The sequence below is a fragment of the Paenibacillus sp. JT31N11 genome, from assembly GCF_056269285.1.
Genome location: NZ_JBWDNQ010000012.1, coordinates 105,212 through 118,580 on the forward strand (window position 1 = coordinate 105,212; position 13,369 = coordinate 118,580).

Genomic DNA, 13,369 nt, shown 5'->3' on the forward strand with positions numbered 1-13,369 from the left:
AAGGGATGGAAGTCATCGTTAAAGATCAATTTCAACCGGCTCCGCAGACTAGCAGCAAAGAAGCGATTCTGCGTCCTTCCCTGAATTATTGGCAGGATGCGTGGAGGCGGCTGAAGAAAAATAAATTGGCTATGGCCGGACTGGTAGTCCTTGTGATCATCGCCGCTTTTGCTATTATTGTTCCGCTTGTCAGCGGTTATGATTACGAGACGCAGAATCCGTCAGCCGTCAATCTGCGTCCGTCAGCCGACCATTATTTCGGCACCGACGATTTTGGGCGGGATCTCTGGACCCGCGTATGGTGGGGAGCGCGCATTTCCTTGACGATCGGAATTACAGCGGCGCTGCTCGATCTGGTGATCGGGGTTCTTTACGGCGGAATTTCCGCTTATTTTGGCGGCAAAGTCGATACGATTATGCAGCGTTTTATCGAAGTGGTATACTCTATTCCTTACCTGCTAATGGCCATTCTTCTCTTGATGGTTTTGGGTCCGGGGATGAAATCGATTATTTTTGCCTATGTCATTACCGGTTGGGTGTCGATGGCGCGGCTGGTCCGCGGGCAGCTGCTCGTTCTCAAAGAGCAGGAGTTCGTCCTGGCGGCACGCACATTGGGTGCAAAACCATTTCGTATTATCCTGAAGCATTTGATTCCGAACGCCCTTGGCGTGATTGTCGTTCAAATTACGTTTGTTGTACCGACGGCTATTTTTGCCGAAGCGTTTCTTAGCTTTATCGGACTTGGCATACGGCCGCCTCTGGCTTCACTGGGGAATCTGCTTAGCGATGGCGCCGGAGTAATGAGATATCATCCGCACCGTCTGCTGTTCCCGACTGTGATCTTCAGTTTGATATTGCTCAGCTTCAACCTGTTGGGAGACGGTCTGCGCGACGCTCTCGACCCGAAAATGAGAAAATAAGGAGGAGAGTCGAATGAGCGCACCTTTACTGGAAGTCAACAACCTGCAAGTTTCGTTCAAAATGTTCTCCGGCGAAGTCCAGGCGGTTCGCGGCGTCTCCTTTAAGTTAAATAAAGGCGAAGTGCTCGCAATCGTCGGTGAATCCGGCTGCGGCAAGTCAGTGACGGCCCAGACCCTTATGCGTCTTACGCCGTCTCCGCCGAGCTATATCAAAGCAGGCTCGATTATGTTCAATGGCAAAACGGATATTACCAAGCTGTCCGAGAAACAAATGAAAAAAGTGCGCGGAGAGGAAATGGGGATGATCTTCCAGGACCCGATGACTTCCCTCAATCCGACGATGACGGTCGGCGCGCAAATTGCCGAAGGGATCCGCAAGCATGAAGGCGCCAGCAAATCCGTGGCGCTGCTTCGCGCGGTTGAACTGCTGAAATTAGTCGGCATGTCCAATCCGGAGGAGCGGATTAACCAGTATCCGCATGAGCTGTCAGGCGGGATGCGCCAGCGGGTGATGATTGCAATTTCGCTGGCCTGCAATCCGAAGCTGCTGATTGCGGATGAACCGACAACAGCTCTTGACGTGACGATCCAGGCGCAGATTATGGATCTGCTGCGGGATATTCAGAAAAAGACGGATACGGCTATTATTCTGATTACCCATGATCTAGGCGTGGTTGCCGAAATGGCGCAGCGGGTCATCGTTATGTATGCGGGCAAAGTGGTGGAACAGGGCGAATTGAACGATATCTTCTATCGTTCGCGGCACCCTTACACATGGGGCTTGCTCAGCTCCGTACCCCGTCTGGACAGCGACGGCCATACCGAGCTGTCTTCCATACCCGGTACACCGCCCGATCTGTACGCTCCGCCGAAGGGCTGCGCTTTCGCTGCCCGCTGCCCGCATGCCATGCGGATATGCAGGGAGACGGATCCCGATCATTTCAAAATATCCGATACGCACAGCGCTGCCTGCTGGCTGAATCATCCCGACGCGCCGAAGGTGGAGCAGTCGAAGGAGACAGGAGGTAAAGTATATGCCTGAAGCGCCTATTCTGGAAGTGAAAAACTTGCGGAAGCATTTTCAACTGAAAGACAACCGGACGCTGAAAGCGGTCGACGGTTTGAACTTTTCGATCAATCGCGGGGAAACCTTCGGTCTGGTAGGGGAATCCGGCTGCGGCAAGTCAACGGCTGGCCGCACGATTATCCGGCTTTACGAGGCTTCGGAGGGGCAGGTTATTTTCAACGGCAAGGATGTCGGGAAACTGAAGGGCGACGATCGCCTGAAATTCAACCGCGAGATGCAGATGGTGTTCCAGGACCCGTACGCTTCGCTTAATCCGCGGATGACTGTAGGCAAAATTATCGCCGAGGGAATCGACATTCATAAACTGTACACGGGTAAAAAGCGGACAGAGCGCGTGCATCAGCTGCTCCACGCCGTCGGTCTGAACGAAGAGCATGCGGGGCGTTTTCCCCATGAATTCTCAGGCGGCCAGCGCCAGCGGATAGGCATCGCGCGGGCACTTGCGATCGAACCGCAGTTCATTATCGCCGATGAGCCGATCTCGGCGCTTGATGTGTCCGTTCAGGCGCAGGTCGTGAATTTGTTCAAGAATCTGCAGCGCGAGCATGGGTTGACCTATCTGTTCATTGCCCATGACCTGGCGATGATCAAGCATATTTCCGACCGGATTGGAGTCATGTATCTGGGTAAGCTTGTTGAAGTGGCGGCGGCCAGTACGCTGAACGCGAAGCCTCTGCATCCTTACACGCAATCGCTGCTCTCGGCGATTCCGATTCCCGATCCGGAAATCCAGAAATCGCGGGAGCGGGTTATTTTGCAGGGAGAAATTCCAAGCCCGGTCAATCCGCCTAGCGGCTGCCCATTCCGCACCCGCTGTCCAAAAGCGATGCCGGAATGCGCGGCTTCGATGCCGGCCTTCAAAGAGATCGAGCCGGGTCATTTTGCGGCTTGTCATCTGTATTAATATGGCGGTGCAGCTATTCATTTATCCGTGCCAGCCGCAGCTGTTCCGTTGATTTATGATCGGCATGATAATAAATTAAATAAGTGAACCACATGCGAGCCAATGCTCCATGTGGTTTTTTGCTTTTGGCCGGCTGGGCTTGCAGCCGTTAAGGAGCACCCGGGAAGCCTGATTCTTGAATAAGCAGCAAGAATATGAATTTAAAACTGTATATATTTTACTCTTATGACATGTGAAACAGATTTTGCAGGATCATTAGCCGTCAGGTTGATGGTCTATTTTATATGAAATTTTCGAAATTTTCAGATCATATATAAATTCTTAATAATTTATTATTATTTTGAGAACACAACGGTAACAGTCCAGACTTATTATTAGCGCTGTGCAAAAATTTACCGGCAAAGTAGAGGGGATTGTTGGAGATCACTAGGAATTATTTGCGTCAAACCTGTCACCATTATAAAAACCGAAAGGAAGCTAAACAATTTCATGTGGAAAAAATGGATTAATATTACTATTATGGGGACGATTGCGTTCAGCATGCTGCCAATCGGGAAGTCTTACGCATCCCTGGATGCGCAAGCGGGTCAATCGACCGAGGATCCGGGCTTCACTTATGATGGAACTGCGAATACCGGCAAAGACGTAGCGGAAGGCGATACATACTATTATCTGCAGAATGACGAGGCTATCGCGATCATTTCGAACAAAGTCGGAGCAAATAACAAGCAGGGCAGCTTCAAAAAGGGCTGGCCTGTTGATTTCGTCTCCAAAGACCCGAAAGCGAATATGAAGGAAACGCTGGATTGGTCGGAGCTTGTTCTGAGCCCTACCATGAACGGCGACTACAACCAGAAGGGTGTTCAGCTGTCCCTTGATAATATTCAAGTCGTGGACAACGATAAGATCGTTGCCTCTGGCCAGTGGGATCAGAATGCCAAGATCAAAGGCTCCGTTACCTACCAAATGCTGCCGGACCAGCCGGTCATGAAGATGACCCTGACGTTGAATAATCAGGATACAAGCGACTTCGCCGGTTATTTCCTGTATTCCATGGATCCCGATGTTCCGGGCGCTCAATCGTCTTATGCGCCTGGTATTGGCTGGCTGCCCGGTCTCAGAACATCAGGCTGGTCGGAGAACTATCTCTATGACGGCACCTCGGGTTCGTCAGGCGAACCGGCTCACTCCATCGCCTGGCTCGATGATCAGCCGACCGGGATATACGGCAGCGATCTCTATTTCGGCGCCTGGTTTGACGCCAGCGTAAAAGCCGGAGAGAGCAAACAAATTTCCTGGTATCATGTCACGGAAATTCCGTCGGAGCGCGGCAATCCATATGATAATTTCTCGACTTATGCGAAGCAGTTGTCCGTGATGGATCCAGAGGTTCCCGATTACAGCAAAGTAACCGGGCAGATGACGGACCCGACTACGGACGCCGGCATTCCGGGTGTCACTCTCGTTGCCAAGAACATCAATTCCGAGGTAGCGGGCACGGCTGTAACGGATGCCGAAGGCAAGTACGAGCTGTATCTGCCGGCAAATACCTATACGCTGACAGCCTCCAGACCCGGCTACGAGATGGATTCAAACTCTGTAGAGATTACAACGGATTCAACGATTGTCTACCCGATCGACTTTGATATGAATCCGATTTCGGTCTCGGCGGGAACTGGCGTCCGGCTCCCCGGTACGCTTGCCGAGGGCACGGTGGATGATGTCGTCATTCAGAACTCCAAGCTCGCCATGACAATTGCCAAGACCTACGTCGATTCCCAACTGACGAATTCGGTAGGACGGCCGATCGATTTCGCGGTTCAGGGGCTGGATGATGATCTGGACTGGATCAATCTTCCATATTTGCGAATTGCTCCTCTTCCCGCGAAAGAACAGTGGAAAGTATTAACGGTTAACAACTCCAGTGTGGACGTCACGGAGAGCACAGCCGGGCAGGCAACCGTCAAAGTAACCGGGACCTACTCAGAGGTGCCCGGCGTAAATGTGGAGACGACTTATTCCCTGCAAGCCAATCAGACGTGGATCGACACGGAAACGGTGTTCAAGAACACGACGGCAAGCGATGTCGTTGCCTATGCCGGTGACGTGATGGACCATGACGGGGAGGGACAAACCTCCTTCGTGCCGGGTGTTGGAACGATTCCCGATGTGGCAACGTATACGCCGAACGCGCCGTGGTTCTCTCAATACGGCAGCTCGCAGCAGGCATACGGCATTATCTACGAAGGTGATTTTGCCAGCGGCTTCACGCTTAACGGCAATAATACAAATGTGCTTAGCGAGAAGCAGATTACGATCCCGGCTGGCGGAGAATACCGGCTTACACGCCATCTTGTGGCAGCCAGCACAGAAGGGCTGACTGACAAAAGCCAGGCCATCAACAACGTTTATGACGAGATCATCAGCCACCAAACCGGTATCAGCATGGAACTGGCCGTAGACAAGGAGACTTTGTCCGTCAATGAGCCGTTCCAGGTATCGCTTACGGTCAAGAATGATTCGGACGATATCGTGTCCGGGCTGCAGGCCAATCTCAACCTGCCGGCCAATGTAACCTCAAGCGATATGGCAGCGAAAGACATTCCGGAACTTGCTGCTCACAGTTCTACAACCGTCACATGGAATGCTGCGGCGGCAGGCGGGGGTCACGGAGATATCCAGCTTGAAATCAAGAAATCCGGCAATCCTTATATCACCAAGAACAAGCAAATTTTCGTGAACGGACCGGGCTGGTATGCCGGCGACAACCATACGCACAGCCGTTACAGCGACGGCAGCGGTTCGATTAACGACAACGCTACGGTTGCACGCAACAAGGGACTGGATTTCCTTACGGCAACCGACCACAACTCAATCAAGCAAAAAGATGACGTGGCCAAAGAGAACCGCGCCGATTTCGTGGAGCTGCTGGGCGAGGAAGTCACAACCGGCACCGGCCACTCGCTGGCCTACGATATTTCAAGCCTGATCAATTGGGCGCAGCCGACCCAGGATTACATCAACGAGACCCGGGCGAACAATGATGGGCAGGGGATGCATTTTATCGCCCATCCGTATTATCCCGGCCTGGAGTGGGAGGACTGGAGCGTCAAGAATTATAACGGGATCGAAGTGTGGAACGGCTTCTACCCGCCCAAGCATACGGTTAACGCCCAGGCGTTCGCCAAGTGGGATGAGTTGAACAAAGCGGGCCGGCATATTATTGGTCTTGCCAACTCCGATGCCCATAACCCGGGCAAAGTGGGCGATCCGCACATTAAAGCCTATATGGACAACCTGTCCAAGGAAGAGATTTACCAAGCCATCCGTGGCGGTATGCTATACGGTACGAACGGCGATATCGACCTGGAGCTCAACATTAACGGAAAAATGATTGGCTCCGATGTTGCAGTGGACCGACAAGGCGGACAGGCAAACATCGTATTGAACGGTTCTGCGCCTGGAGGACTGACGACTGCCCGCGTAATCAAGAACGGAGTCCTTCTGAAAGAGTGGACCGGTCTAACGGGTACAACCTTTAATCAGAACCTGCAGGATAATGCATTGCCTGGTGATTTCTACAGGATGGAGCTGGAGGGAGCCAACGGAAAATTCGCTTTCTCCAACCCGATCTGGATCACAGACGGAATCAGCGTTCCGCAAAGCATGAGCTTTGATGATGAGAATGTGACGCTGCGGGTAAACAAATCGGATGTGCTGTCCGTTACCGGCACTTACCTCGACGCCAGCAAGCTGGAGCTTCCGGAGACCGGGAAGCTTGCCTTCATCAGCAGCGACTCCTCGGTTGTCTCAATCGACAGCTACGGCCATATGACGGGATTGAAGACGGGCAAAGCGGATATTACCGTTTCAATCGGGAATCTTGAAATTATCACAACCGTCACCGTTGTGCCGAACAAAGCGCCTGCCGCCTCGACATCCGAATACAATACGGCTGCCGGCACGCCGATCAACGGCGTAATGGTCGCTTCGGATGAGGACCGCGATCCGCTTGCTTTCCGAATCGTGAAGCAAGGGACGCTTGGTCAGGCAGCCGTAACGGATGCGGTATACGGCGGATTTACTTACACACCGAACCCGGGTGTCACGGGAACGGATACGTTCACCTTTATAGCAAGTGATGGCGAAGCGGATTCCCAGGAGACAGCTGTCACCGTCAATATCAAGGAAGTTCCGGTATCCAACCAGGCACCGGTTGCCGAAGGTGGAACCTGGAGCGTTGCGCAGGGCGGATCTTTGCTGGAGAAGCTGAAGGCAACGGATCCGGATAACGATAAACTGACCTATTCAATCGTGGCTAATGGTACTATGGGCACGGCAACCGTCATAGACGCGGTATACGGCGGTTTCAGCTATACGCCGAACATTGGCGCGGCGACGGGAACCGATACGTTCAGCTTTAAAGTAAATGATGGATCTGTCGATTCGAATACGGCTACCATCACTGTCCATATTACACCAGGCAATCATCTGCCGAAGGCCGAGAATCTCTCCTTCAATACGACAATCGGCATCGCGATCGATGTCAGTCTGAAAGGAACGGATTCAGACGGCGATCCGCTTACGTATACCATTGTGCAGAACGGTACGAGGGGGAATGCCGTCATCAAGGATAGTCATACCGGCAGCGTAACGTATACGCCGAATGATGAGCAGCCCGGCGAGGATACATTTATGTACATGGTGAACGACGGCAAAGGAAGTTCAAATCCGGGTATCGTATCGATATCCATTAAGCTGCCGGGACCGGGTCATCCAGATGACGATGACAACACACCTCCGGCGGACGGATCTGATAATCCTTCGTACCCTCCGGCTGCGCCGCCTGCGCCTCCTGCAGAGAAGCCGCCAGTTGAGGAGCCGGAAGCTCCTGAAGCTCCGGCGTCAGGCGGAGGAGAGAATCAGCAGCCAACGAAGCCTGTCGATCAGCTGTTTACTGACGTGTCGAATAACTGGGCAAAAAGCTATATCCAGGAAGCCGTTGACAGCGGTCTGATTAGCGGATACCCGGACGGCACGTTCAAACCTAATGAGACGATCAACCGGGCCGAATTCCTGGTTATTCTCACCAAAGCGATGGGATACGACGATTCCGACGCAGCATTAAGCTTTGCAGATCAAAGCAGCATTCCTGCCTGGTCCGCCGATGCGATCAAGAAGGCAATCAAAGCTGGCATTATCAAAGGCTATGACGACAACACCTTCCGTCCGGGTCAGATCGTGAGCCGTTCGGAAATGGCCGTTCTGCTGGCCAGAGCGCTGGGCCTTCCTGACAATGCCGGATTGAAATCGACATTCGGCGATGCGCCTGATATCCCGGTATGGGCACAAGGCATGGCGGAGCAGTTGAAGCAGCTCGGTATTATCCAGGGCCGCGGCAATGGGGAATTCGCTCCGAAAGCCGGCACTACACGCGCTGAAGCGATTAAAGTTATTTTGACAGCCATGCATCTGATGAAATAAACAAGGATACATCAGTTCGGGAATATGGGCGCTTGCCTGTATTCCCGGCTATTTGTTTAATGAGTGAAATCCATTCCTGAGAGGAGAGTATTGCTGTGACTGCCAAGAAGATAAGTGCATATGTGAAAATCGCGATTCTCCTGCTTGGCCTGCTGCCGGTTCTGCCCCAGATTTCGTCCGCCCATTTTGAGCCTATCGGCTACTCGGAGATCGTCGTCGGAACAGACTCCATTGAATATTCGCTCTATATGGACCCCTACCAGCTTCAGGAGTTCGTCGAACTGGATCTGAATACGGACGGTTATGTCGACGCGGAGGAAGTGAAGGAACAGGAAGCGGTACTGGATGCGTTCATGGGTTCCAATCTTCAGGTATTGAGCGGAGGCGTGGCCGGCGAGCCATTGATCAGGCAAACAGTAATGACGGAGAAAGGCAAGCTGCCGATGATCATGGCCCAAATCGAATATAAATTTGCGAAGCCGGTTGAAGATTTTGAGATTAATTACCGCTTTTTTCAGGTAGAAGGGTTCGTCCATCATATTAATATGGCCCATATTCAGTTTGCGGACCGGGAGCAGGAAGTTGTCTTTAATCAGACCAGCACCCAGTTCAGCTGGAGCAGGGATGGGGAAAATAACACCTCCGGTCATGTTTCGGCAATCGCCAAACCAACGCTGATCAGGTGGGGGATCATTCTTGGCTGCTTGCTTTTATTCTTCCTCGGCGTACTGATGTGGAAACGGCGGAATTCCGCCAAATCCGTGAATTTGCAAACCGGCAATAAGGCTGTACGCAAACCGGCCAACTGAATAATCCGAAGGCTTTGGAATGAATACAGACCTAAATTGTATAATGATTGCCGCCGCTTATCCGCCGTCATACCCATGCGGCTTACTCGTTAGTGAATGGTCTTGACCAATCCGCCATCGATAATATAATCCACCCCTGTAATCATGGACGCGTGACCGGAAACAAGGAATACGACAAGACTGGCAACTTCATCGGATTCGGCAAAACGCCCCAGGGAGATGCCCAGATCAAGAGCCATTTTCCTGGAATCCTCATCGTTATCCGGTATTCTTCCCGCCCACATCTCCGTACGGGTCGGTCCCGGTGCGACGGTATTGACGCGAATGCCTCTTGATGCGAACTCGCCGGCTAAATTTTTGGACAAATTCGTGACAGCGGCTTTGGCTGAGCTGTAAGCGATGATCCGCGGATTAGGCATGACGGCGTTCATCGAGGAAATATTCACGATTGCCCCTCCTGGCGACGTCAGATGGGGAAGTGCAGCACGGGCTGTCCTCACGACGCTCATCAGATTAACGTCCATCATCTCCGCCCAGTCGGCATCGGACAGCTGAAGGAAGCCTTCCCCGGAACGGGTATCCGTTGCGCCAATATTGTTAACGAGAATGTCCAGCCGTCCATAGCGATTTAGCGTCTCCTTCACGACCTGCTCCGCTCCTTCCGCCTTTGCTGCATTCGCTATAACCGTAAGCACCTTTCCGGTATCCTCAAGCTCCTTTAACTCTGCCGTTATCTGACGCGAAGCCGCTATGACGTCCGCTCCGGATTCAGCCAGCGCTCTGACGGTTGCAAGTCCGATTCCGCGCCCTGCGCCGGTGACAATGGCGACTTTGCCGTTCAAAGAAATGTTCATTGTGTTCATCCTCCCGCAGCTTTGGTTGCCGTATGTTCTTACAGCCTCATTATTGGCGATAATCGCGGATTTGCAAAGTACGCCGTTTATTCATACCAGGTATGGTTAACAGGACTAATGCGGCCATGCCGGTACCTTTGAACGGCATACGGACAGGGAGTTTGCATGGGTCTGTAACGCCGATGGTTACACATTCCTCTTGCGTTTTTCGTGAAGTCTGCTGTAGAATACGCCTAACAGAAAGCGAAAGAAAGGAGCGTGAGAGATGGACTATCAGATAGATGTGAAGTTTGGGCCCATATATGAACTTCTCAATAGTCTGCATACGTACATATGTCGAAAATCATATAAGAAGATTGATTTGGCCCCCCAATGGGCCAAAGATACCCGTCAGCGGTTGACGCCAGAATTTGCTTCCTTCCTCGATCAAACGGAGATCGACGGGGATTGGAAATTAACCTCTCTGCTCGTTCATCTGTGCCCCGGCTGTGGAAGCACCGAGGATTTCCTGGCTTGGCTGGAAGGATTGTCGTCCGGCGACCTTTACGAGCTTATATCGGAGTACAGCAACCAGTTTCCCGATAACAAAGGAAAATTCCGTTCCCGCACCTTGTCGATGCTGTCGCAGTGGGAAGAGCAGTATTTCCGGCATATCGATCCGGCTATCATTGAATCGTTAAGGGAGGAGACTCTTGACCGCAAGAAAGCGTTATTGGGGCTTGAGCAGGATGAGTTTATCGACCAAACGACCAACGGGCTGCATTTTAAACCGGCGAACGGGCTGGAACAGTTGATCCTCATCCCGCAGCATCATTTTCAGCCGTTGAATGTGATCTGCAATTTCGGCAAATTAACGCTCTGCCATTATTCCGCAAGAATCTATTTTGCCGATGACGATTATTTTCCCGCGCCGGAATACCGGATGATCCGAAGTCTCGGAGAGAAGAACCGGCTGAAAATATTACGCTATCTTCACCAGGGTCCCCGCAGCTTTATAGAAATCGTGAGGCATTTGAATTTATCCAAGGGGATTACGCATGATCATATTGCGAAGCTGCGGAGCGCAGGGATGATCCGGGCTTATTTTGAGGGCGAGACACTGGTTGAATACACCCTGAGGCCTGGCGCATTGGAGCATATGCAGCGCAGACTGATCGCATATATTGAGCAGAGATAGTTCGTAAAAATAGCCTCTCCGCCCTTCAACACCGGGCTTCGGGAGACAAATAAGAATGCCAGCAAACCATTTCCGGAAGGAGTGGTTTTTTTGTTTTTAAAATATTTTCTCTTTTTTAGGAAATGTTTTTCAGTTCTCTATTTACAGAACCGCAATTGGTTTCTATAATATAAATAATTGAAGTTAATTCATACTTATATTATCGGAATTATCGAGAAGAACGGTTTCGCCATCTTTATGAGTGCAGCTAGGACTTTTTACCTTGGAAATATAAGCAACGTATAGACCAGATTTATACTGTCTTATATTTTGAGAAAAAGAAAATTTAATTGAAATGGGAGAGGTTGTTATGAAGAAAGGCGCTGTTTTATTATCCACCGTATTGATTATCGGCAGTTTATTGTTATCCGCATGCTCGGATAAGAGCGGCAACACACCGGCTGGCAATGCACCTGCTGACAATGCACCGGCAGCTCCGGCGGCAGCGAACGGCAGCAATGCAAGCACAGAAGAACCTGCCGATGCGGCGCAAGGTACAGCCTCGACGATTCAGGCTAGCGACATGTCCAAACTTCCCGCTGCGGCCCAGCAGCGTACAGATACGATCATTGTAGGCCTGACGGATCCAAGCGGCGCGTTCACGCCTTATTTTCAACAAAGCGGTTATGACGGCAATGTGTCTTCCCTGCTTTATACGCCGCTTGTTACGGTTGACGATCAAGGAGTCCCGCAGCCTGCTCTTGCGGAAGGCTGGGATGTTTCTCCCGATAATCTCACGTACACCTTCCATCTTCGCAAAGACTTGAAGTTCAGCGACGGGACGCCGATTACCTCTGACGATGTAGCGTTCACCTGGACGATTCTGCATGACAAGGCCTATGACGGCGATTCTCAATTGCCAACGCTGCTTGTCAAAGGCGGCCAGGCTTACAAAGAAGGCAAAGCGGAAAGCATTGAGGGCATCAAAGTGATTGACCCCCTGACGATTTCCGTCACGCTGGAAAAACCGAATGCGGCAGCGCTGCTGACGCTTGGCTCCGATGTGCTGTCCAAAGCCTATTACGGCAAGGAATATAAATTCGGCCAGCTGGATTACATCAAGAAGCTGCATGAACAACCGGTCGGAAGCGGCCCGTACAAGCTGGAGAAGTTCATTCCCGGTCAGGAAGTCCGGCTTGTAGCCAATGAGAATTACTACAAAGGCAAACCGGCAACGGAGCATTTTATCTATAAAACGTCGGAAGGCGATGTGTGGCAGTTCATTGAAACCGGTGAAGTCGATTATGCCTCGTTCACAGCAACGCAGGAAAATATTGATAAGCTGAAAAGCCTCGGGTTCGTTAATATTCTCTCTTACACGCCGAGCACTTACGGATATCTGCAGGTTAACCTGGAGCATGAAGCGTTGAAGGATAAAAAAGTGCGGCAGGCGATCACCTATGGACTGGACCGTCAAAGTATTTATGTTGACGCCAACCAGGGAGCCGCTTCCATCGCCAATATTCCATCGTCACCGATTGCTTGGTCCTATACCGAGGACGGAATCAATCCGTACAAATACGATCCGGATCAGGCGAACAAGCTGCTGGACGAAGCGGGCTGGGTTCCGGGCGCGGATGGCATCCGCGAGAAGGACGGCAAGAAGCTGTCCATTCATTACCTGGGCTCCAAAAGCAAAAACACCGATATCTTTATCGCTGTCGCCAAAGAAAACTTTCAGGCGATTGGCGTCGACTTCCAGCCGGAAGTGTTCGCGGACTTTAATGCCTTGTCATCCAAGGTGGAAGGCGGAGACTACGATCTCGTATCCTTCTCGACGCCGCTGTTGACCGACCCGTCCGATGGCTTGCTGATGTTCGTGGACGGAGAGATCAAGGGCTACGACAATCCGAAATTCAAGGAATTGTACGACAAAGGGCTGGCGACGCTCGATATCGAGCAGCGCAAAGCCATTTACAAAGAAATTTATCAGCTTCTGAACGATGAACTTCCGGTAATTTTCACCAACTACAAGAAATCGGTGTATGCCTACAACGGCCGGATTCAGAACCTGTCTGTAAGTCCTTTCAACGGACTTGCCGCCAGCCTGCCGAATTGGACCCTGAAATAAATAAACCGTCCCCTGCCTTATATG

Annotated in this window: 8 protein-coding genes; 7 read left to right on the forward strand and 1 reads right to left on the reverse strand. The window is 51.6% G+C overall.

Annotation, left to right across the window (positions count from 1 at the left end; all coding sequences use genetic code 11):
* Positions 1-5: 5 nt before the first annotated feature.
* The 5 genes from AC0YNV_RS30245 (at position 6) to AC0YNV_RS30265 (ending at position 9,204) form a co-directional block, all read left to right on the forward strand.
* Positions 6-920, forward strand: a complete 915-nt coding sequence (locus AC0YNV_RS30245) for an ABC transporter permease (protein WP_210044853.1) — start codon at positions 6-8, stop codon at positions 918-920.
* Positions 921-933: 13 nt separating this feature from the next.
* A complete protein-coding gene (locus tag AC0YNV_RS30250) occupies positions 934-1,962 on the forward strand; it encodes an ABC transporter ATP-binding protein (RefSeq protein WP_475771343.1) in 1,029 nt (342 codons plus the stop codon).
* Positions 1,955-2,911, forward strand: a complete 957-nt coding sequence (locus tag AC0YNV_RS30255; RefSeq protein WP_475771344.1) for an ABC transporter ATP-binding protein — start codon at positions 1,955-1,957, stop codon at positions 2,909-2,911. The genes AC0YNV_RS30250 and AC0YNV_RS30255 overlap by 8 nt, the downstream gene beginning before the upstream one ends.
* A gap of 489 nt (positions 2,912-3,400) precedes the next feature.
* A complete protein-coding gene (locus tag AC0YNV_RS30260; RefSeq protein ID WP_475771345.1) occupies positions 3,401-8,395 on the forward strand; it encodes a CehA/McbA family metallohydrolase in 4,995 nt (1,664 codons plus the stop codon).
* A gap of 95 nt (positions 8,396-8,490) precedes the next feature.
* The gene (locus tag AC0YNV_RS30265) at positions 8,491-9,204 is read left to right on the forward strand and encodes a hypothetical protein (protein ID WP_475771346.1); all 714 of its coding nucleotides are present in this window, start codon (positions 8,491-8,493) and stop codon (positions 9,202-9,204) included.
* 89 nt (positions 9,205-9,293) lie between these two features.
* Here the strand turns inward: AC0YNV_RS30265 and AC0YNV_RS30270 are convergent, their stop codons facing one another.
* Positions 9,294-10,058 carry an SDR family NAD(P)-dependent oxidoreductase gene (locus AC0YNV_RS30270; protein WP_475771347.1) on the reverse strand — a complete coding sequence of 255 codons (765 nt, stop codon included), beginning with the start codon at positions 10,056-10,058 and terminating at the stop codon, positions 9,294-9,296.
* A gap of 265 nt (positions 10,059-10,323) precedes the next feature.
* On the opposite strand from AC0YNV_RS30270, the gene AC0YNV_RS30275 reads away from it, so the two are divergent.
* The gene (locus AC0YNV_RS30275) at positions 10,324-11,235 is read left to right on the forward strand and encodes an ArsR/SmtB family transcription factor (protein WP_475771348.1); all 912 of its coding nucleotides are present in this window, start codon (positions 10,324-10,326) and stop codon (positions 11,233-11,235) included.
* Between the two features lie 349 nt (positions 11,236-11,584).
* Positions 11,585-13,345: an ABC transporter substrate-binding protein gene (locus tag AC0YNV_RS30280; RefSeq protein WP_475771349.1), complete on the forward strand. Its 1,761-nt coding sequence runs from the start codon at positions 11,585-11,587 to the stop codon at positions 13,343-13,345.
* The last annotated feature ends 24 nt before the right edge of the window (positions 13,346-13,369 follow it).